Origin of the sequence: Sulfitobacter sp., from assembly GCF_036960155.1 — a bacterium.
In the GTDB taxonomy this organism is placed as follows: Bacteria; Pseudomonadota; Alphaproteobacteria; order Rhodobacterales; family Rhodobacteraceae; genus Sulfitobacter.
In genome coordinates this window covers 1-23,485 of sequence record NZ_JBALWB010000022.1, presented here as the reverse complement: position 1 = coordinate 23,485, position 23,485 = coordinate 1, and the positions used below count along the sequence as shown (strand labels likewise).

Below are 23,485 nucleotides of genomic sequence, written 5' to 3'. Positions count from 1 at the left end.
ATATGCTTAAGAAACTAAAGTTCATTCCTATTGTTATGGCGGCACTGGTTGGCATGATGGTTGTTGTAATGGCCGCTTACACGATGAACGACCGTCGCGTTGATTATGATATTGATCTAGGCGACACAGTCGTACCCCAGTTTACTCACGTTGAGGTGCCCTTTGATCAACAGCATTCTGATGAAACCTCTTTGCCGATTACGGGCAGTGCTGCGATTGATATTGATGGAGACGGCACCGAAGAGCTGTTTATCGGTGGTGGCTTCCAGCAGGAAAATGGGCTGTTCAAATTTGAAAATGGTGAATTTATTGCAATTGAAGGTCAAGCTGGCCTGACCAAACAAGGCGAGGGCACTGCGTTCGGTCCGCTCGTTCTTGATCACAACAAAGATGGACAGCCGGACATGTTGGTGACCCATCCTGAGGGCATCTGGCTTTACACCAACAACGGTGGGAGCTTTACAGCCGAAAAGCTGAACGCGCAGATGAATGATAACACAACGGGCATGTCGATCGCAGTTGCTGACGTGAATAACGACGGTCATTTCGACATGTATGTATCCGGATACATCAAGAATGAGAAAATCGAAGGCCTGAACATCTTTAACAAAGAGGGTTATGGCGGCACCTCCGAATTGTTCATCAATGCTGGTGACAACACTTTCACCAATGAGACAGAGGCCCGCGGCGTCAGTTTTTTGCACAACACCTTTCAAGCCGCTTTCGGTGATTTTGAAGGCGATGGTGATCTGGACCTGATCGAGGTCCATGATACTGGCAAAGTGCGCACTTACATTAACGACGGCACAGGCAACTTTACCAACACGGTAAACCCTAATTCCGCATTGCCATCCTACCCTATGGGGATTGGCATAGCTGACGTGAATAATGACGGTCTTACTGATTATACGTTTTCTAATATCGGTTCGACTCCACCTACTTTCATGGTGCGTGGCGACTTGGCGGATGACGAACCACTTCACCGCAAGTGGATCGCGTTCATTGCTGACGGTAAAGGTGGGTTCACTGACGAAGCCGAAGCATTGAGAATCGCGGATTACGAATTTGGCTGGGGCATGAGCCACGAAGACCTTAATCTTGATGGCCGTGAAGACCTTATTGCATCGCAGAACTTCGTCACGGCCCCGTTCCACAAAATCGGTATGCTGCGTTTGCCTGGACGGATGTTTGTGCAAACGGCGTCAGGTGAAATGGCCGAAGTAGGGTCACTTAACGGCGTTGTGAACCGTCAATATTCCATCGCGCCACTTACGGCTGATTTTAACGGTGACGGTCGCCCAGATGTCGTTCACATCAACATTGCAGGAAAGTCGCAAGCATTCCTAAGCACTGGTGAAACGCCGAACGGCTACCTGAAAATCAAGCTGCCTGAAACATTAGACAGCATCGGCGCAATGGTTGAAGTGACACTCGAAGACGGGGCGACACTTCACAAGCCATATGTTTCTGGCGAAGGTCTAGCCTCTGATAGCAGTCGTATGATCATTGCAGGGTTGGGAACGCAAAAAGCGATGGTTGTCAAAGTTCGTTTCATTGACGGTACAGTGGCACTCCAAGAAGGAAGCTTTCGGGATGAAACCGTGAGCTTTATTGGCGCCGTTCAGTGATCTGGATCAGCCGCCTGTTACGCGCCAGTGTCCTGCTGGCGTGTCTGGCGGTTCTGAGCGGGATAGTCCCTATCTCGCTCGCACATTTCCAAACGGGTGATGCTTGTCCGAGGATCGGACCAATACCTGCGTGCTATGTGGTGTCGCTTGCGTATTTGGCAATGGCTATTGCGGCTTCGTTTGGTTTTCGAAACTTCAAGTGGCTGTTCTTTTTGGGTGCAACGCCCGTCATCCTGTTGGCGGTCGCAGGGACAAGCCTTGAACTTTTGGGTCGTCCTACCTGTCCCCGTTCTGAGAGCGGATGGCCGCTCTGTTACACTTCCTTGATTATTGGTCTTGGGTTGTTAACGGCCTTCTTAGGCGCTGTCTTACTCGAGCGAAATTTTGGAAGAGCTGAGGCGGCCTGAAATGCACCTTTTAAATCTCTTTGATCCCTTCATCGAAAGCTACCTATGGCCACCCATGATAATAATTATGGTTTTGGGTATCTGGCTTTTTCGCAAACGGATTACGGTGTTAAAAGGTGTTGTCAGGAATTATCCTATGTTCACAGCGGTCATTGATTTGATTGCTGTCCTGCTTATGATTTTGCTTTTAGGCAGCTTTATTCGAAACGCCCTAGCACAATACGGTGCGGTTGATGTCAGCGATCAGATCCTCGACCTCATCTTGCTAAGCTTGCTACTTGCCACCGCACGATGTTTTGCGCGTTTTGCCGAGCTGTTTTTCTTGTCTAACCATAGAGACGATGATTTGTCCTATCTGCCTGGTTTGCAACGTAATTTGCTGATCGGAGGGTTTCTGTTTGTTGGGTTTGGTTCATTCGTTTATATTCAGGGCTATTCAATCACTGGCCTATACATTTCAACGGGTGCAGTTGCCGCATTGGTGGCCTTCGCGATGCAGCAAACCTTGGGTGATTTGTTTTCCGGTATCGCGTTGAGCATCGAACACCCGTTTAAACTGGGTGAGAGAATTCGATTAGCGGACGGCTCAGAAGGTAAGGTAATCGATATAAACTGGCGTGCTACACGCCTGCTCGCATGGGATAATTCGACCTTAGTGATTCCCAATAGCGATTTGGCCAAACAAGGGTTCAAAAATCTCCACGGTTTTGATCATGTATATTCCCCTTGGTACGAAGTGAAAATACAGGCTGAAGTTGATCCGCGCCTTGCGCAAGCCTTGTTGTTAGAGGCTGCTCTCAGGTGTAATAAAATCCTTAAGCACCCACTTCCGCTTGTGCGGCTCATCGATGCTACTACGGTTCCTTATACGTATATGATCTGGGTTCACTTCCCTAATTATGTTTCGATGTTTGCTGGACGTGAACAACTTTTCCAAGAAATTCACTATGTATTAAAGGATGTTGGCGCTCAAGTTTCTCCGAGTATAAATGAGTTACACACTCGACGAGCCGAAACCATGGTGGTCGAACCACCAACGACTTTGTTGGCTCTGAAGATGCTCGATATAGCCAAGTCGCTTTCGGATGATGAACTGGAAAAAATGGCAGAGATGAGCAGTCGCAAGACTTTCGAAGCAGGCACAATCCTGACTTCTGAGGGGGAGGTTGCCAAATCAATCGACGTAATAATTCACGGTGTTGTTGAAACCAGCGTGATGACGAAAGCAGGAACAGCAAAAGTTGTTGATCAGCTGAGTTCAGGTCAATATTTCGGGCTAACTTCGATGCTGATGGATACCTCTTCGTTTTTACAATTTAAGGCATCCACAAATGTAACGCTCATTCGTATTGATATTGAGTGTCTGCGGCAGGTTCTAATTGACCGAACTGATCTGCATGACGATTTTGCAATTATTATGAAGCAACGAATGGACAATGCCCAAGATGCGCGATTGGCAAGTGTGCAAACTGACAAGCGCTTCACTATTAAAGATTTTCTGCGCCGTATGGACCAATGGACCCGTTAGAAGAAAATTCCAGTTGTGGCGTAACACACGAAGCGTGAGCGGCGCGCCAGTTAGCCGCGCGGTTCAGATCGATAATATTAACGAGATTGCAGTTTGGCTAGAACGTCTGACGGCCAAAAAATGATCCATGTTGTATGATTATTGAAGAGAATAAAATAAACATAACTAACCTTATGCGTACAAAAATTTGTAGCTGGGGTACATTCTAAACTGGGACGCGACTTTTCCTCTATCCTACTGGAAAGTCTAGTGAACAGTTTATGAACCGCACCGAGTTAAATCTAGCGGGACGACGTACCATTGAAGATCTTTTGCATCGAAAGGTCAAAGTGTCTGAGATTGCGCGTCAGATCAATCGTCATTGTGCGACTGTCTATCGCGATATCAAACGCAATTACTTCACAGATCAAGAGCTACCACAGTTGGATGGCTACTATGGAATGACGGCGCAGAAATCTACAGCCGAACGTCGCGCACGGCGCCGCAAATTAGTGCGCATTCCGGAACTCCGCGAGGCTGTGATTGATCGGCTTCAAGACGGCTGGACACCAGAACAAATAGCAGGCCGCTTGATCTATGAAAAGGCACCGGTTCGGGTATGCTAAGAGGCGATTTATCGGTTCGTTTATTCGCCCGAGGGCATGAAGGAAGACCTCTGGCGGTACCTGCCAGAGCATCGTCGCAAGCGTCGCCCGCGCAAAGGGCGAGCACCAAAGAACCCCAAAATCCATTCCGACCTACGCATCTCAAACCGCCCCGAAAACATAGGGGATCGGGTCCAGTTTGGTCATTGGGAGCCAGATTTAATGCTGTTTCGACAGAAGCTTGGCAAAGCAAACGTGACATCCTTGGTTGAACGGGTCAGCCGCTTTACAGTCTTGCTGGTGAACGCAAACAAAACAATCGCGCGTGTCATGGGAAAGCTTGCGAACGTCATGCGTACCTTGCCAATCACAGCACGCAAGTCTGTCACCTTTGATCGCGGTTGCGAGTTTATGGATTGGCCACATCTGCAAGCCGAAGTTGGTACGCAAACGTGGTTTTGTGATCCTTCCGCTCCGTGGCAAAAAGGGACCCAAGAAAACACCAACCGACAGGCCCGGCGTTGGCTCCCGCGCGATCTTGATGCCTCCAAAATCACACCCGACCATTTGGAAGTAATCTGTGCTCTCCTGAACGCTACGCCTCGCAAATGTTTAGGTTGGAAAACGCCTGCTGAGGCCTTCAAAGAAAATGTCTTGGATCAAACCGCATGAAACCCCAAACTCAACCCAGTTCAAAAGTCGCAGTTCTGGTATCACTCACAGCTTACACTCACAGGTTCAAACTGGTGCGCGGTCTAGCGTCCTGTAAAGGTCTTCGAATATCGCGTCCCGGTTCAGGTCATAAGCTTCGAGCATCAGGTGCCTGTTTGGATCCGTCTCCCAATACAACTCATCGTTCAGGGCGGGTGAAGTCGTCATGTGTGTTGAGACGTAGTCTTCTTCAAAAAGCCAAGCCACATTGATTATGTCCCAGATTACCCAGGATTTTGTTTCCTGCCCCGTGATGGCGAACATCTCGTGTAGAGGGTTGTTGGTATAGAGGTGCCACAGATAGCCGCCAATCGCGCCCTTGGGTTTAACGAATTGGTCCATTTCTGGGTAGGAAATCTTGAGCTGAGCCCCAACGTGATAACCCGGCAGATACACATGTGGGACACCACATTCAAACAGCAGCTGTGATGCGAGACGATCCTGCACAAGGTTCAGTGAAGGTGCGTTGCAGAACGGGGCATAACTTGGGAAAGACGCGGTCCAGACCACCACGATATTGTCGATGATATCAGGGGCGACCAATAACGCAGAGGCAATATTGGTCAACGCGCCCATCGCTAGAACATAGACGGGGCCGTCGTCACGTTTGCGGGCCTGTTCAATGATAAATCGCGTGGAATCGGATTCAATAGGTGTGTCAAAATCCGTTAAATAATCGGGCGCGCCGCGGAACACCTTGCCGTCAGCGGAGACCCCACATTTATTAAAAATAGTGAGAATTTCCTGATAGGAAAGCTCCACTCCCTCCTCTGGGGTCACGAACTTTACATCTTCGGCGCGGAGTCCTGCATCAAAAATTCGCCGCGGCCAGCCACCAAGGCCACCCATGAATTTCTCTTCTACCTCGTTTTGTGGGCCACCATTTTCGAGGATATGGACGGATTTGATCAGCCCTTCCTGATGGTGTTGAAATGAGAAGGGAACCGCAGTTACACCTTCCAAATTCATCCGTTCCGGTGACAGCAATGACCAAGCCAACGCGTATTGATCATCAATTTCATTTGCAGTGTCCGTATCGATAATCACGCGCGCGCCTGTACCCGGCCGAGTCAGACGGCTTTCCATTAGCGCGGCATCGAGTTTCGGAAAACGAGCAACAGTTTCAGAGAGTGAAGTCATGGTAATTCCTCAATTTCCGAAGCCTTTTCCAAAGGCCTCTTCTTTTATGAACCGTTCGGTGATCAGCAGTAAAATGATACCCGGTATGGTGACAACAAGAGTGATCCCTGCGGCAGACGCATCCAAAGTTCCGCCAGCAATTTTCGAGAACAGCAATGTTGGTAAAGTGATGATTTTGCCCTGTCCCATAAAGAACGTCAGCAAAAAGATGTTGGTGGAGACAAGAAACGTAAACAGCGCGCCGGCCACAACACCGGGAAGCAACATAGGAAGTGTCACCAGACGCATCACCTGCCAGCGGGACGCGCCAAGGATCATGGCCTGTTCTTCAAAGTCACGACCAAGCCCTTGATACACAGCCGTCAACATGCGGATCATGTAAGGGATTGTTGGGATCAGATGCACAATAATAATGCCAAGGTAGCTACCCGCTAGTCCAAGCCTGATGAAGATCATCAAAAGTGCGATGCCGATGGCGGCCTCGGGTACGATCAGGGGCATCGACAGGAAGAACTCAAACGCTGCTTTGCCACGAAATTTTTCACGCGCCAGCACGCGGGCTGCAGGCAAGCAGATGGCGAGGCAGATTACCGTGACAACTGTCCCGATGAAGACGGTATTGAGGGTGGCTTCCCACACTCGGCTATAGGGTGAAAGCACATAGTCCCACGCCAGCGGCAACAAGGAATTCTCGCGTTGTTCCAGCCACCACGTGCTCGGCAACATATCAGGCCATGCCCAACGGAAGGCAAAGCTTTGGATAAGCAGCGGAATAAAGGGACCTAGGATAAATCCGGCGATCAACAGAAGGTAGATTTTCTGGAACGCCGAAAGTCGTGTATTCAACGCGGTTTTGATTTGACGACGAGCCATATTAAAGTCTCCCGATCCGGCGTTCGTAACGGCGGTAGAAAGCCAGATAACTGTATAGGATTGTACTTGCGATTATGGCGATGGATACGACAGTTGCCATGCCTTGCAGCTGCAGCGTGTAATCCGCATCGTTGAAATAGCGCCATGCGACCACAGGCAGGGTATCAGGATATCCTCCACCCAGAATGAAGGGCGCCTCAAACGCACCGATGTTAAAGGCAAAGATGATGAGGGTGGATGACACAATACCAGGTAGGATCTGTGGCAGGGTAACCTGAAAGAATATCTGCCGTTTGTTTGCCCCCAATATTGCAGCGGCCTCTTCAGTTTCTCGACCCACGCCAAGCAGAACTGCATAGAGGGTCAGGGTCACAAAAGGTGTTTGTTTCCATACGTATACAGCAATGATGCCCCAGCCATAGTGGGTTTTCAGTATTTGAGGAAATTCAGATGGATCGCCTATCAATCCGACAAAGGCAAAAATCCTTGAGATCATACCGCCGTTACCGAGCATGATCACGGCCAGCGCGATGCCAACCGTATATGGGATCATCAGCGGCAGCTTATAGAGGTATTTATAAAGGGATTTTCCCGGAAAAAGGCGGACCATCGCCAGCGCAAGAAGGATACCCATCACCAGGGCAATTCCAGTGGATACAATTGCGTAATACAGCGTTAGCCCCAGTGATTTCCAGAAAGAAACATCGCCCCACAAAGCACCAAAATAGCTGAGATCAGGAAAGGTATTTACACCGAACCAAGGCGCAAACCCCAGCGATTGCATCACCGCAAGAACCAGAGCACCGCCAAACAACACGCTCAGAACCGAGAGCACAGGCATCAACTGGACCCACATCCAGATCCGTTCTTTCCGGTGGCGCGCTAATTCAGTTGTTTTCGGGGAGGGCATATCGTGTCCTTTTGAGCGGGAAACCACCCGGCACCCAAATTGCTTTGGGTGCCGGGTATATTTGTTAACAATCGGGAGGCTATTTTCCCAGATTCTTAACAGCGTTAGCGACGATCATTTCAAGACTATCTGTGCTGTCACGCTCGATGTACTCAAGCCAAGCTGCTTCGATCACATCAACCAATGTTGCGTTGGTGTCAGGTGCGGTGTTCGCGTCCAGATCCGCTTGAGTTACCCCAATCAAACCGGGGGATGCATCGGTCAACGCTTGAACTTCTTCCTCGGTGAGTTTCCAAGGATCAATACCGGGAGGCATGCCCGTGTATTTGAGCTTACTCGCCTGTGCTTCAACAGAAGACATGTAGTTGGTTAAAACCAATGTCGCCGCTGGGTTTGGTGCGTTGGCAGGAATGGCAAGATAGTTCTTGTTCTTGATCATGTTGCCTTCGGGGAAAACAAAGGCCTCTGCCCCTTCGGGATACGTTCCGTTATTCAAACCTGTAGCAACTGCGTACAGACCAAATTTGCAGGCGATATCGACTTCGCCGTTTAGGAACAGACCGTCAAGCGCCCCATTGTCTTCGGGATAGCGGGCATTGCCGCTTCCTGCACCCAAAAGCAGTGGTTCAAGGTTCTTGAGGTATTCTAAACCCGGGGTGATCAAACGTGCCAGTTCTTCGGCGCCCATTTTATCAATCGAGGCTTGGAACGGAGCGGCACCCGTGCCGTCAGGGTTATGTGCATAGATGGCCGACTGAACGAAAGTGTTACCAACGTAATGCGGTGGTTTCACATAGGTGAACTTGCCTGGATTTGCTTCAAGATAGGTTCTGAGCCCTGCAAAAGTGCTTGGAAGATCTGCGCGATCAACCCGTTTTGTGTTGGTGGCGCAAACGTATTGCTCACCTGACCACGGCATCTCAGCATTGTTGGTTTCCACGCCGAAATCACGCAGGTTCAATAACGCGCGTGGGTCTTCGACGTTCCATTCAATGTTTGCACTGTTTGGCGTTTTGTCTGCAAACGAGCCGAACAAAGCATTCTGCCGCTTCAGGGTGGCAAAGTTTTCGCCGTTGACCCAAATTGCGTCAACACTGCCTTCACCCAGACCTTTGCCAGAGTTCATTTCAGCCAACACCAGATCGATCGCGTCCTTGGTGCCAGTAATACGCACAGGGTTCAGTTTAACGCCCGACTCGGCCAGACCTGCTGTCGCAATTTGATCAATCCAAATGTTGATCGGGTCGCTTCCGCCCCAATAGTAAAGGTTAACCGTGCCTTCTTCTTTGGCGCGGGCCTCTACGTCTTCCCATGTGGCGGTGCCCGCCAAAAAGGCATCGCGGAACGCAACAGCATCCGCATCCTCAGCCAATGCCGTATTGCACATCAAGCTTGCTGTGACCGTTAGGCCTGTTAAAAATCTCTTCATGTATCCTCCTCCCAGAAAATTAAATCTATGTCTTAAGCGGCGTCCTGTATTAACCAAATGCGGTCTGGCTGAATGGTCAACCAAACATCCTGCCCAACGTCGACCATGCGACGGGATTGTTCATTCACAATAATTTTCTCCCCGTTACAATCGACAGTGTAATTTACGGTCGCACCGAAAAATTCGCGCGCTGTGACCTTTCCTGCGACGACGTTTTGTGACGTGTCACCTCGCTCAAGCAGCAAATCAATCGCTTCTCCGCGTAGCAGAATGCGCCCAGCCCCGTCGCGGACGGGGATCACGTCTGCATCAAGCTCAAAATCCCCAAATCCGGTGTTTGCAACGCCATTCTTAATTTGCGCTTCAAAGATGTTATTGGCACCCATAAAGTCGGCAATTTCAACGCTGTTAGGGCGCTGATACAGAACATCAGGCGTGTCATACTGTGCCAGTTTTCCGTCAAAAATGACGGCAACCCTATCCGCTAACTCCATTGCTTCGACTTGGTCATGGGTTACAAAGATCGTCGTGATCCCCAGCCGTTGCTGTAACTCTCGGATAAAGCGCCGCATCTCACCACGCAATTTTGTATCGAGGTTGGCAAGTGGTTCGTCCATCATCAAAACAGAGGGGTTGGTGATCAAAGTGCGCGCAATCGCGACGCGTTGCATTTGCCCACCTGACAGCTGCGCGGGGAAACGGTGGCGAAACTGCACCAGTTGGACAACGTCCAAAATCTCTTCGAGCCGTCGTTTAACCTCGTCAGCAGGTGTACCGCGTACTTTGAGACCGAACATCACGTTTTTTTCGACTGTCATATGTGGAAACAACGCATACCGCTGAAACACCATTCCCACGTTACGGTCCTGTACCGGAACTTCGGATACATCGTCGTCGTCAAAAAGGATTTGTCCGAATGTCGGTACTTCCAAGCCCGCGATCATCCGCAGGGTTGTTGTCTTGCCACAGCCCGATGGGCCCAGTAGCGCGACCAATTCTCCGGATTCGATATCTAGATCGATTTGAGAGATCGCCGTGAATCCCCCAAAATCTTTGCGTACGCCCTTGAGCTGAACTTTTGTCACGTAGGCTTCCCTCGGTTGCGTCAAATGATCATATTCAATTTGTTAATACAAATATGAACAGATATGTCACCCTGTCAATAGTTAAGATTCACTTTGGACCTACGTTGGAAGCCCGGAATGGGCTTTGATCACGTCTAGTGGGTGCATCCCGCACCAGCTTGCAAATTCGGCAAAGACATCCGCCTCGTGACCGGGAACCAAAACGAAATGATGCTCTAGCCCCTGCTCCATAACAGTTGTCACAATGTCTGCCGCCGTGCATGATCCCGCGTTGCTAGAAAAACCCCCAACCCATCCGCGACAGCCGGTAAAACCAGCAGCGGGGCCTTCGCTAATTTCACCTTGCACCACAAATTGAGCAGTCCCGTGGCGCGCGACGCGCACAACGGTCACCGGACCATGGGCAAATTCGTAATCAGCAATCGCTCCGAAAACGGGTCCCTCTTCTGTGCCGCGCCCGATCATTGGATGGTTGATCCATGCAACATCGTCTTTGGCCATATGAAGCGGCCCGCCACCACCGTGCCACATCAATATCTGATCACGGGCTAGGTCAGGGGAAGTCATATCAAGCAGACAGCCCAATTGACCCGTCAGCGACTTGACGGCCAGTTGTGTCACTGCACCTAAAACATCCCCTTCCGAGGCCACAGGCAGTTGATCTTTTTCCTCCAGCCAGCTGAAGGCTGCGCCGGGGTGCATGCCGGGGTTTTCTTGTAGAGCGGGCCAGTCGGATACGGCGAGCGCATCATATCCGCCCTCAGCCGCAATGCTCCGAAGTGCTAACGCTGCTCGCGCCGTAAGGGCCATTTGCGCATCTGAAACGCCCTTTACTTCAGCGGCGGCTGCCATCTGCGCCAGCTCATCCGCGACATCAACCTCGTTTTGGGCCGCCATGAGGTCGGTCATTTTGTGCATGTCGATATGTTCGACCCATACCCCCAATGCCTTGAGCAATGTGTCTGAGGAGACTTCCATATTGTAAAAAGTCGGGGCCAGCCCACCCACTACTCCGATACGTGCGCCATTCAGTGCTTTGCGGGCCGATAATGCCCGCAAGGTTTGCTCCAGACGTGCAACCAGATTGGCGTCATCTGATGTGCCCAGATACCACTGCACCGGATTGCGCGCCATATCGCGGACACCGCGTGCGATTGACATGGACATGTTTAGCGATACAAAATTATTGAGCTGCACATCGCCCGTTAATACAGGTTCCGGCGTGGCCCAAACACCTAGCGGCAATTCTGCTAGAGCAATCTCGCGGACGACGTCCCCCATGCTAAACCCGCCATGAAGTAACAAAATAAAGTCGGCACCCGCTGCTTTGAGCTCGGTGATCGCCGCACGCGCCTCAGTGGCATCCATCGGAATGCTGGAAGCCTGTGCAATTTCGTATCCACCCTTTTGGGCTATCTCGTCCAGCGACGCGCGTGCTGCTTCAAATACGCCATGACGTTGCGGGAAATAGCTGGGCAAAGAGGCGTTGATGAGGCCGATCGTCAAAGGCATGGATAGTGCTCCGGTTATTAGGCGCTGGTCTGTTGGGTTTTACCGCCGGACAGATCAAAATTGATCGGTCCCTGACGATAGACTTGATCGAAAAACACAGGTTTTTCTTTAGGGTCGAAGGCGGTGCAGGCCTGTGAGAGAATGGGCGTATTGGCCGGGACATCCAGTTGACCTGCAATTGCCGGATCGGCCAGAACCGAGTCCAGCGTTTCACATGCGGTGGTCCATTCAACTTCAAAACGCTGTCGAAATATCCGCAGGATCGATTGCCCTTGCCCCGTTTCCGGGAAATCCGAAGCGGACAAATTGGGAACCAGACGAACCGGTATCCATGTCTGCGTGAACATGCGTGGTAGACCATCAACAGTGCGCAATCGCTCGACCAGTGCCAGAGGTTCATCGAACAGCTGCTTTACCGGAGCCGGCAGGGTTTTTGTCGGATTTTCGACTCCCAACAGCTTGGCGCCTGGGACGTGCCCTTCATTCAGCACCTGATCGGTGAAGGACGACATGCAGGTCGAGGAAGGCGGTGATAATGTTGCAACAATATAACCACTGCCCTGCTTGGCAGTCAGATAACCCGCCCGCACCAACAGCTCCAGTGCCTTGCGAATGGTGACCCTGCTCACGTCAAATGTCTTGGACAAGAGCTCCTCGGTGGGCAGCCTTGTTCCAATGGAGTAGTGCCCCGCCAGTAGGCGGGTCAGGATTTCGTCGTGTACTGCTTGATATTTTGGTATGCTAGAATCTCTCATGCGCTCATTTCATGGATAACTTCAATTGATCACATCAAATCAGAAATCCCCTATCCAAGCCAGACACTTTTGGTCTGCGAATAGAGTGCTATTGCTTCTTCGCCCATCTCTCGTCCGTAACCGCTTTGTTTCATGCCACCAAAGGGGGAGGCCGCGTCGGTATCCCCCCACGTGTTGATCCACAAAGTACCCGCCTTAAGTTGATCTGACAGGCGCATTACACGCGAGACATCACGGGTCCAACCGCCAGCCGCCAGCCCGAAATCGGTGTCGTTGGCACGGGCGATAACCTCGTCTTCGTCTTCAAAGTCGAGCAGACATAAGACTGGACCAAATATTTCTTCACGCGCGATCGTCATGTCATCGGTTACAGATTGTATCACTGTGGGTGCTACGAAATAGCCACTATCGCCCTGTTGAGCGCCCCCGGCGATGACCTCGGCACCCCGTGCGCGACCTGCTTGGATATAATTCAACACTTTCTCCATTTGAGGCCGCGAAATGACGGGCCCCAGATCATGCGCTGTTGTATCCATGCCGGGGCCAACGGACAGGGCCTTGGCCATTTCTGCCAACCGGTCAGCAACTTGTTCCTTGATCGAGCGATGCACAAACAGGCGGGCCCCTGCGGTGCAGGACTGACCGTTATTGCCAAACAACGCCCAAAAGGATCCCTCGATAGCCTTATCCAGATCGGCATCGTCAAACAGGATGTTTGCGGCCTTACCACCAAGTTCTAGCGAGATTTTTTTGAGGTTTCCGACAGACCCTTCAATGATCCGTCTGCCAGTTTCGGTTGAACCGGTAAAGCCGACCTTATCAACACCCGGATGCGCAGCAAGTGCTGCACCAGCGTCCCGCCCAAACCCTGGCACAACGTTAATCACGCCTGGAGGGAAGCCTACTTTCAAAGCTAAATCTGCTAAATACAGAGCGGACAAGGGCGTTTGCTCTGCAGGTTTCAGGACAATTGTATTGCCTGCTGCCAAGGCAGGGGCAAGTTTCCACGCCATCATAAGGGTTGGATAATTCCACGGTGTAATGAGCCCGCAAACCCCAACTGGTTCGACTTTGGTAAAATTCATTTTGCCGGGCGATGACACTGGGATGGTCCGGCCTTCTATTTTGCTGGGCCACCCCGCGAAATATCGGAAGTGCCGCGCAGAATACACCGCATCGACATCGCGAGCGACATGCATGGGCTTGCCGTTGTCAATCGCGTCCAACTCGCCAAATATTTGTTTGTTCTCTTCAATTGCATCCGCCAGACGCCACAAAAGTTGACCGCGATCATGGGTTGTTATGCTGCCCCAAGGACCTTCTAGGGCGGCGCGGGCCGCTGCAACCGCATGATCGATGTCATCTGCACCCCCGAGCGCAACCTGCGTTGCCAGTGTGTCAAATGAAGGATCAATAACATCCAACAGTGCGCTCGTTTCTATGCGTGCATCTCCGATACGTAGCCCTTGAGGAGACGCAAGGAACGCAGAAACGTCCTTATGTGGCGTTAGCAATGTCATGCAATTGCCTCTTTCAGCTTTGCTAACCTGTCGCGCCCAGTTGTCTGCATCCAGCGCTCCATTGCGGCGGGGCCCTCCGCACCAAAAATTCCGATGGCATCGCTCCAGATCGCACGGCCACACATAAAGCCAAGCGGATTGACCCCTGCACTGCGTGAAAACGCTAGAGCAGCTTGGAATTCCTCAAAAGTGACCCCCGCGCTCAGATACAGGAGCGGAATGTCTCCGGCAGCTGTAGCGGCATCAACGAATGCGCGCTGAGCGTCGACGCGGGACATTTGCGGTGTCCCCGTCCCTTCGACAAAGTTAAAGTTGACCGGCATTTCGACTTTTAAAATATCCACGCCAAATTTTGGGTTGGCAAAATCGCGAGTCGCGGCGGTCACTAAAGCTGGTTTTATTTTGGCAAATTCGGCTGATGTGCCGTCCGGAACGCTACGGTCATAAACGATAGGTTCAAACAGGAAAGTTACACCAATCTGATGACACCGCTCACCGATATCTTGCACCAGATCGAATTTGCGTTGGTTCAGTTCCGTGGGGTCGTTGGGCCCGTAATAGAGAAAGAACTTTAGGATTTCGGCATCCAGATCCGGAAAATCGGAGACTTCAAGATATGAGGGCAACTTTGTAATGCGGTCTTCGTCAGATATCCGGTAAACATCTGCCTCAAAGGCCAGCATTTTTGTGCAGTTTGCATCGTAGCGGGGTAACAATTCGCGACCATAAGTGGCATCAACCAATAACGTTGTAGCATCGGGGCTGAGGGTCTCAACGACGATGCGTTTGAATCGCAGCAGGTCATCTTCCTGAGCAGACGCACCACGCCCTTCTTTGATCGCAGCTTCCAGCCCACTGCCCTGATCCACGGCCACGCCAAAGACTGGCCCATCAAGTTTCAAATTACTTTTGCTCATGAGGTCATTTCCTTTTGGCGGTGCGCAATGGTGGGGAAAGAAGGTGTGTCAGACGCGGCGCACCAATAGCGCAGCATCTCGTCGGTGGGTTCTAGCAATGAGATTGAAAAACCGCCCATTTCCTGTGTGGTGACATAGCTGCCGATCATCGGCGCAATGGCGGTGATGCCATGACGGGCAAGTTTGGATTGGGTTTCGTTCCAGATGGTCAACTGTTCCATCATCGTTGTGCCACCCATGCCGTTAATGATCACACAGGCCTGACCACCCTTGGCGATTGGGCGATCTGCTAGCAATTTATCGACCATCAGGTCCACCAGTTCCGCGACGGGTCCAACTTTGACGCGGCCAACGCCCGGCTCACCATGTACCCCCATGCCGAGGAAGATTTCGTCCTCGGGCAAGGTGAACATCGGTTGTCCAGTGAGAGGGGAAATGCCCGGTGACACGGCAGCGGCCAGCGTCACAATGCGGTCACGCACGCCCTCGCCCAACTCAAATAAGTCCTGTAGCGCCATACCTTGTTCGGCAGCGGCACCTAAGATTTTATAGATGAACATTGTTCCGGGCGCTCCACGGCGGTCCTTTTTTCGATCCGGCGGTGCTGCGGAAATGTCGTCATACATTGGCAGGTGCAGGACATTTATGCCCTCATCCTGTGCCATCATCGTGGCGGCACGCCCGTTGATCATGTCTCCGGAATGCTGAGAAATGAGCAGGATCGTGCCCGCCGTGCCAGAAACCTCAGCAATGCCATCAAGAATTAGATCGGCTGACGGGGCGGCGAAAACATCACCGACGACATTGGCGTCCAGCAGGCCTTGCCCGACAAATCCCATGGCAATCGGTTCATGGCCAGAGCCATTGCCGATCAGGAGCGTGACCTTTTCATCTGCATTCTTGGCATTGGCATCGCGTACAATTACCCGAGGATCGCTTTGCCCGCGTTTGACCTGCGGAAATGCACTGACGAACCCGTCCAGCATATCGTCAACCATCGTCTCGGAACTGTTAAACAGCTTTTTCATGCGGCATCCTTCACTTGAGCAAGCGTTTCCAGAAAGATCACAACGGATACCGCACCGGGGTCGATATGGCCTTTGCCACCGTTTTCGACGTATTGCGACCTGCCTCGGCGCGCGACCAGCGGTTTGGTGCTGTCACGACCTGCTGCCGCGGCAGTGATGGCAGCCGCCAAATCCCCGCCCTGAAGTGCGGCCACAGCGGGAGCAAGCGCATCTACCATGCTTTTGTCACCAACCTTAACCTCACCCAGATCACATATTCTGTCGCATGCGGTTTGCAGCCCGTCCGTCAGATCAGCGCCATTATCCAGATGCGCCTCAATTGCGATCAAGATCAGCCCGAACAAAGTACCCGATGCCCCGCCTGATGCGCGCATAAAGGCTTTGGCGCGGCTACCATCCTCGGCGGCGGCGGCTTTGGTCAGACCGCGCAGCATGGTTGAGCCGTGGTCGCCATCTCCGATAGCGGCATCCAGTGTATTCAGATGTGCCATTTCACGCGTGAACGTTTCGTGCAGGCGAACAAAGAAGCTCTCAACTGTCATGACTAAAAACTTCTCTCATGTACTTTAATGTTTGAACCGCAGCCTCGGTGGGGTCTGGTTCAATATCTCGCCAGATGTTCAAATCTCGACTAGCGGGATTGCCAGCCATCACAAACATTTCGGCCACAACCCAGCTATCATACCCAATGTCTCGCAAGGCTGCGGCATCAGCGCGGAAGTCATAGCGGCCACTGCCCGGCACTCCGCGATCATTGTCTGAGATATGGTAATGCACCAACGTGTCGCCTGCTGCACGCAACGCAGCAGGAGGGTCTTTTTCCTCGATGTTCATGTGAAAACTATCAAGAAGGACACCAACATGTTTTGAGCCGGACGCCCGCGCAATGGCACAGGCTTCAGCCGCTGTAGAGGTCAGATCACTTTCAAACCTGTTCAGCGCCTCGATACCAAGCGTCACGCCAGTATCGATGAGAACACTGTCTAGCTGTCCCAAAGTTTGGGCAGAACGCTCTGCCCGCGCGACCTTGTTTAAGGGATCAAAAACGCCCCATGGTGCGGCGATAACACCAGCCAAACCACGCCCGCCCATCATATTAGTGATGGTGACAGCTTCGCTCAGAACACGGATGGCATTGGCACGAATATCAGGATCTGGTGACGTAGGGTCCGCATCAGGACCAAGGCCAGTAGAACAGGTTAGTTCCAGCCCGTATTCAGCGGCTTGTTTGCCAATCAGTTCCGCGCGGTCCGCGCCGATGCCCAGCAGTGACAATTCAACACCGTCAAATCCTATATCCGACGCGGTTTTGAAGATGGGCACCGGGTCGTCGGCCCATGTCTTCATCCAAAGCCCTGCATGGATTCCAAACTTCATCGTTCCATCCCGTCTTCTCAAAATTGTTAGGATATATTAGTATTAACAAATCTTTCAGGTCAACCGCCTTCTTACTGTATTTCACCAGCTCGAAGCGCCCGTCGGTTGATTTTCCCTGACGAAGTCATTTCAAAATCCGCTACAAAAGCGATTTCACGCGGAGCCTTGTAAGGTGCCAACCGGTTGCGGACATGTTCCTTTAGTTCGGCAGACAGGACATCGTCACCCTGTACACCAACTGAAAGCCGGATAAAGGCTTTGACGATACTGCCACGATCACGGTCTGGCTTGCCAATGACGCCAACTTCGGCGACGGCTGGATGCGCAAGGAGACACTCTTCGATCTCGGCGGGGCCAATGCGAAATCCTGAGGATTTAATCAAATCGTCTGACCGACCCTTATACCAGAAATATCCGTCAGCATCGCGGACCGCCAGATCATGTGTGCGCATCATATTGCCCAGCTTTAATTCGGCCTCTTTTTCGGCATTGTTCAGATATCCCAAATATTTTGTGGGTGAGGTGTCTAGTGTAACAATCTCACCCTGTTCGCCATCTGCAACATCATTTCCTTCGTCGTCCACCAGCCGCACGGTATGGCCCGGATAGGCAACCCCCATTGACCCCGGTCTGCGGGGATACAAGGCAGCGCAATTGCCAATCAGGTGATTTACTTCTGTCATGCCGTAAAACTCGTTGCAGACCACACCAAGTTTGTTCTCAGCCCAAGCCAGCGTTTCTGCGGCCAGTGCCTCGCCACCTGTACAGATGACAGACAAGGACAAATCAAATTTTGCGCGCGGCTCAGCTGTTTCGGCCAGCCGCTTGATCGCGGTGGGTGCCAGAAATGTATGCGTCACCTTATGTCGAGCCATGAAATCATAGGCCCAAGCTGCCTTAAATCGTGCTTCGGAGGTTACAATTGGGCGTCCGGCCATCCACGCAGGAAACAGCATGTCCAAAAGCCCCCCAACCCAAGCCCAATCGGACGGAGACCAAAATACGGCGTCTGCGTCATGCATGGATAGGTTGAAAAACAGGCTGATCGAAGGACGGTAAGACGCCAGAACGCGGTGCCCGTGCAGAATGCCTTTTGGCATTCCTGTAGAGCCAGAGGTATACATCAGTAATGCCGCGTCTTCTGCGCCAGTATATTCGGGCTCAAAATAGGCAAGCAGGGGTGCGCGCAAAATGTCCGTCAAATCCGGCTCTGACCTCGATGTGTCGGACACCAGCACGTCTTTTAGATGTGGAAACTGATCCTTCTCTTTGCGTAACGGTGCCCAAGCTGCTTCGGTGCTAAGCAAGCATCGGACCTGACAGTGGTTCATCGCATGAGCCAATGCATCGGGGCCATACAACTGAGAGAGTGTAACGGCTGTTGCACCAATCTTACACACGGCCATATGCGCAATTGCGGTTTCCGGGCGCATCCCCGTATGCAGCCCAATCAGATCGCCGCGGCCATAACCGCGATTGCGCAGATCCGCCGCCAGCGCTGTCGCTTGCATTTCTACGTCGCCAAATGTCCAGCGTTCAACAGACCCATCCGCGGTTTCAAAGGCAATTGCAGGGGCGTCTTGTCGCCCTGCCCTGATCTGGGCCCCGACTGTCATGTGATAGATGTTGGCTTCCTGCGGAATGTCGATTGCAATCGCACCCTCATGCCGCACCAAACCGATGCCAGCCAGATCATCAGTCGTCCAGGATTCAAAAATATCCGCGTTCATCGTCTTTCCTTTTCATGTTCATTGGCCAGTTCAAGCCAAAGTCCGGGCGCATCCCCACAGGGTGCCACTAGGGTGCCAATGGTTGTTTTTTGGTTTGGATTTAGGAGCCCGACCGTGCTGGACGTGTCCGCTCCATCAAATTTCACAAGGGCAAAGCTGTCGTTGCCCCCATCTGTTCGAAATTGGATTTGGGCAGTTCCCGTCAGGGTTTTCCATTTAATATCGTTGCCCCCACATGCACCGCAATTGGTGCGGGCAGGAAACGCCACATAGCCGCACTTAATGCATTCGCTTGCCAAGGCTTTGCCTTCTTGCAGCGCCTCAAAATAGGGTGCCAGATCGCCAAAAGGGATCGTGTAGTCCAGAGTCATCTGATATTTCATGGGGCCTCCAGAATGCTAATTGCGTTCAGGGTTGCGATTCCGCCGTGGGTATCGACAAGTGCAAATTTGGGCGCATGTTGCGCCTGCATCCCAAAATACCTGCCTTCCAACTGTAGTGCGGCGGCCAAAACCTGTGCGACGCCGGTCGCCCCGACAGGTGCACCCTGCCCCAGTAATCCGCCCGACAGATTGATTGGTAATGATCCGTTTACGGCAAACGCGCCCTCTCGTTCAGCATTCAGGGATTGACCCTGGGCGAAACCCAAAGCCTCCAATGCCTGAAGCTGTGCGCCGGAATAGCTGTCGTAAACTTCGGCCAAGCCGATATCATCAGGCGAAATCCCAGCATATGAATAGGCCCGTTGGGCGGCGCGCTGTTTACCACCAAAGAACCCCGGATCAGGCCGCTCGCCCAAGCGCACGGTATCTACGGTACTGGCGGCAGCGCGAAACCGTGCGCTGCCTTCGGGGCGTGTGGGGAGGTCTTCGGCGCGGGACAGGATAATCGCTGCTGCACCATCGCTTAATGGGGAACAATCAAGCCGCCGATATGGTGACGCAACCACTGGCGATGTAGCAACATCATCAAGTGAAATATCCAAAGGCAGATGGGCATTTAGATTCACTTGGGCGTTTGCCCGGTTGCGCACAGCAATGGCGGCAAAGTCGTCAACGCGCGCGCCTGTTCGTGCCATAAAGGCTTGTATCGACAGTGCATAAAGTGACGTTGAATCGATCCCAGTCATGCCATCGGTCCAACCATCAAAAGACAGGCCGTAAAGAGCGCCAACATCTGCGCCTTTGAGGTGGGATGCTGATGGTTCAACGCCGAGAACCAACACACGTCGCGCCATACCGCTGGCGACTTCGGCAATTCCGGCATGTACGGCCAGATGTCCTGATGCGCCGCCGCCCTCCACACGCTTTGCGGCAACGCCAGTTAACCCACAGTGATCCGCCAGCAAGGCGGCTGGATTCAGTTGCATGGTGAAAAAATCGCTTTCCGAGGCCACAACCAATGCGTCAATGTCAGTAACATCCAGATCGGCATCATTGAGCGCACCTTGAACCGCTGTGCGCGCCCAATCGCGAAATGAGCTGCCATCTTTGCGTCGGTTAAAGGGGGTCATTGCCCCGCCTGCAAACACCACGTCTGAAATCATACCATTGCCTCCTTTAGAACAGCTCGGCATAAAACTACCCCGAGGCCAAGCGCCGTCAGATTTATGGCCAAAAGAGCCACCATAAGGCCTGTTAGCCCTGTGATCGTCCAGATCATGCCGCCCACTACAGGACCGATGGCCATTAACAATAATCCTACCATAGCAATCATCCCTAAACCGCGACCCAATTGTGAGGGTTGAAGGTGGTGTTGCGCCAAGGATGGCCGCAGTATTGTATGGACCCCGTAACATGCCCCTTGAAGAGCAAGCGCTGCACATACGGCTAAAAGTGTAGTCCCAAATACCAATAAGAGCGTTGCTGGTAGACACAAGCAGGCGAACATCACAATTGCGCAATCTTGCGGTTTGAACCCCGTTCCAAAATACTTCCAAGCGATCCGCCCCCCTACCTGGGCAGGTCCCAATATCGCCAACGCTAGCAATCCGATATTTGTGTCACTGTCTGTGTGCGCCAATGCAACGGGCAGGAGAAATAGCAAGATAGCGTGACCCATCATAACAAGGCCAAAGGACAGCGCGATTAACATCGGGCCTTTGTCCAGCCGCATCTTTGTAAGGTGCTGCCGCGCGCGGGGTTTGGTGTCGGCTTCGGCGGGAAGTAGGAATACGCCGATGGAAGCCAGCCCAGCAAAGGACAGCACAATGTTTTGCCACGTCAACATTGATGACAAGACCGAGATCAGTGGAAAGATGAGCAGCGTTGCAAACCCGGCGATCAGGGTTACCGTCGCAACAGCATTCGCAGCAGTGTCCTTTAACCGCTGCAAGATCACTGCAAAACAGGGGTCGTACAGTGTAGCTGCCATGCACGGCCCCAATAATATGACCACTATAGTGAACATCGTCCTGTCAGTAGTCTGGGACAAAGTAATCAACAGAACAATCCCAGCACTTGCCCCGATGCGCATGACCAAGGTCCCATGTCCGGCGTCAATCCAAAATCCTATCAATGGGGCGCAAACCGCCCAAAGAATGAAGGCTAAGGCGTATGTTGTCGAAATATGGAGCACTGGCCAGTTGGTTTCGGAAACGATCTGAGCCGTAAGCGCTGGCAAGACATAGTAAAACGAACTCCAAAACAACAACTGTGCAACACCATGGGCGCCAACATAGCGGCTTATAGCATTGCGGTTTTGAGTGTGGTCCATTGACGAGTATCCTCCAAAATACATCATAATGAATTTGTTATAAACAATATGTACAAGTGAGGTCGTTGTCAAAACAACATTTGAGCTTTGGGACGCACCGCTGACATATTAACGGCGATCCGAGTGGTTCAATTGCGGTGTTAAAGCCTGATCAGATACGTTGCTGGCTCCATCACAGCGTGTTGCTGCATTGATGGTAGTGTCGGATAGTCGGGTGAGGCGGCGACAGTCGAGGCCAAGATTTTGTAGATTGAGGGGGGATCGATGTGAACAGCAATGGGATCTTATCGCGAGCACCTTGCAGGGTTTCGTTCGGGTGTAAGATTTGAAGGATCTGATATTGTTCGCATGAGACGCCAAGGTCTGCTGTTGAGATACCTTTACTCCGATCGAAAGCTGACTATCTGCCAATTAGGATCAAGCTTTTCAGGCTCAGGTCGGATGAAGCAAGTGTTGGCGGTCTATAATAAGTAGTAGGAAGAGAAACGAGCTGGCTTGGGTAAGCCAGGATTGGCCGTATCGCTACAAATGGCAATGGAAACCGATTGGCATCACAATACGACACCCTTTCGGATTAGAAAATTACCATAAGGTAGTGTCTCAGTTGTGTGGATAACCGCGAAGGCCTTTTTGGCGCTCTCGTAAAAGGCCATGCGTTCTACGAGAGTGACGGTTTGATCGTGTGCGGCAAATAGTGGGGCCGCATTTGCGACAACCTCAGGAATACCATTGGGCGCCCCGACGATTTGCATGCCCTGAACCGGTGAAATCTCTGGTGTGAACGTGTCGATTGGAAGGTGGGTCAAAATTGCACCCAATGCCGCAACTGCGTCCAAGGTCATATAAAGTGGTTTGCCAATGATTGTTTCAGCGGCAACCGATGAGGCCGGGAAATTCGCATCAACAACTACAATACAGTCACCATGACCCATGGCCGCTATAGTATGAAGTACATCAGGGGAAAGTGCTGGATGAATACCTATGAGCATGATCGGATTCCTTTTGGGTTTGGCGAAATATCAACGCCAGTGTTCTTCGTTAGGATTGTTGAGGCCAAAGGCAGCCTAGTCACAGCCAGCGTTGGATTACGTTGTTTGATTATGCGGTGCGGTGTCCATGATGCAAGCTTCGCGTTGGAGGGGACATATGAATCCTATTCTACCGCAGTAGATTGGGCCTACCGCATTCGAAGCGATGGTTAGACGGCAGGACGCCTTTCAGCTGCTTCAGGGGCATTCAGGGTTTGCGACAAATGCAGCAGCAAGTTGTTGTCCGTAAGCCGTGGATCAGCATCGGTCGAAAAATGGCATGGTTCATCGCCATTGATCGGTCTTGGCCAGCGTGTGAAGTTTGTCAAAGCAAAGAGCTGCAGTCCCTGAGGGCAAGGAACATACCGAAGGAACGTACATAAATCGCAAAGGGCTGAGCGATTCATTCGACGAATCCATACCCTACAATATGCGACTCTAGTGGAAAGCACTGGCGATACCCCAAGATGTTGTGATCCGGCTCGAATGTGTTTGATTTCGTGTAATGATATAGGTGATGGCGTTGGCTTAACGTCTTGATATTAAACGATAGTGCAAAAAGATTGATTTCAGTGTAGAAAGGGCTTGCGGGTTTGTTGTGTAAACCC

General features: G+C 51.9%; 19 protein-coding genes and 1 pseudogene. 3 read left to right on the top strand and 17 right to left on the bottom strand.

Annotation, left to right across the window (positions count from 1 at the left end; translation table 11 throughout):
• Window positions 1-2: 2 nt before the first annotated feature.
• The 3 genes and pseudogenes from V7775_RS23500 to V7775_RS24910 all read left to right on the top strand — a co-directional run bounded on the left by V7775_RS23500 (window position 3) and on the right by V7775_RS24910 (window position 4,819).
• Window positions 3-1,628 (top strand): FG-GAP repeat domain-containing protein, encoded by a 1,626-nt coding sequence (locus V7775_RS23500; RefSeq protein ID WP_335754376.1) that lies wholly within the window; start codon window positions 3-5, stop codon window positions 1,626-1,628.
• Between the two features lie 408 nt (window positions 1,629-2,036).
• Entirely contained in the window at window positions 2,037-3,563 is a 1,527-nt protein-coding gene (locus V7775_RS23495; protein WP_335754375.1) for a mechanosensitive ion channel family protein, read from the top strand.
• A 260-nt stretch (window positions 3,564-3,823) separates the two neighbouring features.
• A pseudogene (locus V7775_RS24910) lies at window positions 3,824-4,819 on the top strand (IS30 family transposase).
• Between the two features lie 66 nt (window positions 4,820-4,885).
• Here the strand turns inward: V7775_RS24910 and V7775_RS23480 are convergent.
• The 17 genes from V7775_RS23480 to V7775_RS23400 all read right to left on the bottom strand — a co-directional run bounded on the left by V7775_RS23480 (window position 4,886) and on the right by V7775_RS23400 (window position 22,838).
• The gene (locus tag V7775_RS23480) at window positions 4,886-5,998 is read right to left on the bottom strand and encodes a nucleoside hydrolase (protein WP_335754373.1); all 1,113 of its coding nucleotides are present in this window, start codon (window positions 5,996-5,998) and stop codon (window positions 4,886-4,888) included.
• Between the two features lie 9 nt (window positions 5,999-6,007).
• Complete coding sequence (locus tag V7775_RS23475; protein WP_335754372.1) at window positions 6,008-6,871, bottom strand: ABC transporter permease; 864 nt, start codon at window positions 6,869-6,871, stop codon at window positions 6,008-6,010.
• A gap of 1 nt (window position 6,872) precedes the next feature.
• Entirely contained in the window at window positions 6,873-7,781 is a 909-nt protein-coding gene (locus tag V7775_RS23470) for an ABC transporter permease (protein ID WP_335754371.1), read from the bottom strand.
• A gap of 79 nt (window positions 7,782-7,860) precedes the next feature.
• Window positions 7,861-9,210 (bottom strand): ABC transporter substrate-binding protein, encoded by a 1,350-nt coding sequence (locus V7775_RS23465; protein WP_335754370.1) that lies wholly within the window; start codon window positions 9,208-9,210, stop codon window positions 7,861-7,863.
• A gap of 32 nt (window positions 9,211-9,242) precedes the next feature.
• Window positions 9,243-10,295, bottom strand: a complete 1,053-nt coding sequence (locus tag V7775_RS23460) for an ABC transporter ATP-binding protein (RefSeq protein ID WP_335754369.1) — start codon at window positions 10,293-10,295, stop codon at window positions 9,243-9,245.
• 99 nt (window positions 10,296-10,394) lie between these two features.
• Complete coding sequence (locus V7775_RS23455) at window positions 10,395-11,807, bottom strand: L-fucose/L-arabinose isomerase family protein (RefSeq protein ID WP_335754368.1); 1,413 nt, start codon at window positions 11,805-11,807, stop codon at window positions 10,395-10,397.
• Window positions 11,808-11,824: 17 nt separating this feature from the next.
• Window positions 11,825-12,562 carry a GntR family transcriptional regulator gene (locus tag V7775_RS23450; RefSeq protein ID WP_335754367.1) on the bottom strand — a complete coding sequence of 246 codons (738 nt, stop codon included), beginning with the start codon at window positions 12,560-12,562 and terminating at the stop codon, window positions 11,825-11,827.
• A gap of 50 nt (window positions 12,563-12,612) precedes the next feature.
• Window positions 12,613-14,082, bottom strand: a complete 1,470-nt coding sequence (locus tag V7775_RS23445) for an aldehyde dehydrogenase family protein (protein ID WP_335754366.1) — start codon at window positions 14,080-14,082, stop codon at window positions 12,613-12,615.
• The gene (locus tag V7775_RS23440; protein ID WP_335754365.1) at window positions 14,079-14,999 is read right to left on the bottom strand and encodes a tagatose 1,6-diphosphate aldolase; all 921 of its coding nucleotides are present in this window, start codon (window positions 14,997-14,999) and stop codon (window positions 14,079-14,081) included. Before V7775_RS23440 ends, V7775_RS23445 begins: the two co-directional genes overlap by 4 nt.
• A complete protein-coding gene (locus V7775_RS23435; protein ID WP_335754364.1) occupies window positions 14,996-16,027 on the bottom strand; it encodes a dihydroxyacetone kinase subunit DhaK in 1,032 nt (343 codons plus the stop codon). Before V7775_RS23435 ends, V7775_RS23440 begins: the two co-directional genes overlap by 4 nt.
• On the bottom strand, window positions 16,024-16,569 hold the full coding sequence (locus tag V7775_RS23430) for a DAK2 domain-containing protein (protein ID WP_335754363.1): 546 nt from the start codon (window positions 16,567-16,569) through the stop codon (window positions 16,024-16,026). Before V7775_RS23430 ends, V7775_RS23435 begins: the two co-directional genes overlap by 4 nt.
• A complete protein-coding gene (locus V7775_RS23425) occupies window positions 16,559-17,404 on the bottom strand; it encodes a sugar phosphate isomerase/epimerase family protein (protein ID WP_335754362.1) in 846 nt (281 codons plus the stop codon). Before V7775_RS23425 ends, V7775_RS23430 begins: the two co-directional genes overlap by 11 nt.
• A 71-nt stretch (window positions 17,405-17,475) precedes the next feature.
• The gene (locus V7775_RS23420) at window positions 17,476-19,134 is read right to left on the bottom strand and encodes an AMP-binding protein (RefSeq protein ID WP_335754361.1); all 1,659 of its coding nucleotides are present in this window, start codon (window positions 19,132-19,134) and stop codon (window positions 17,476-17,478) included.
• The gene (locus V7775_RS23415; protein ID WP_335754360.1) at window positions 19,131-19,517 is read right to left on the bottom strand and encodes a Zn-ribbon domain-containing OB-fold protein; all 387 of its coding nucleotides are present in this window, start codon (window positions 19,515-19,517) and stop codon (window positions 19,131-19,133) included. The genes V7775_RS23420 and V7775_RS23415 overlap by 4 nt, the downstream gene beginning before the upstream one ends.
• Window positions 19,514-20,680 carry a thiolase family protein gene (locus V7775_RS23410; RefSeq protein ID WP_335754359.1) on the bottom strand — a complete coding sequence of 389 codons (1,167 nt, stop codon included), beginning with the start codon at window positions 20,678-20,680 and terminating at the stop codon, window positions 19,514-19,516. Before V7775_RS23410 ends, V7775_RS23415 begins: the two co-directional genes overlap by 4 nt.
• The gene (locus V7775_RS23405; RefSeq protein ID WP_335754358.1) at window positions 20,677-21,849 is read right to left on the bottom strand and encodes an MFS transporter; all 1,173 of its coding nucleotides are present in this window, start codon (window positions 21,847-21,849) and stop codon (window positions 20,677-20,679) included. Before V7775_RS23405 ends, V7775_RS23410 begins: the two co-directional genes overlap by 4 nt.
• A 551-nt stretch (window positions 21,850-22,400) precedes the next feature.
• Entirely contained in the window at window positions 22,401-22,838 is a 438-nt protein-coding gene (locus V7775_RS23400) for an RbsD/FucU family protein (protein WP_335754357.1), read from the bottom strand.
• Window positions 22,839-23,485: the final 647 nt, after the last annotated feature.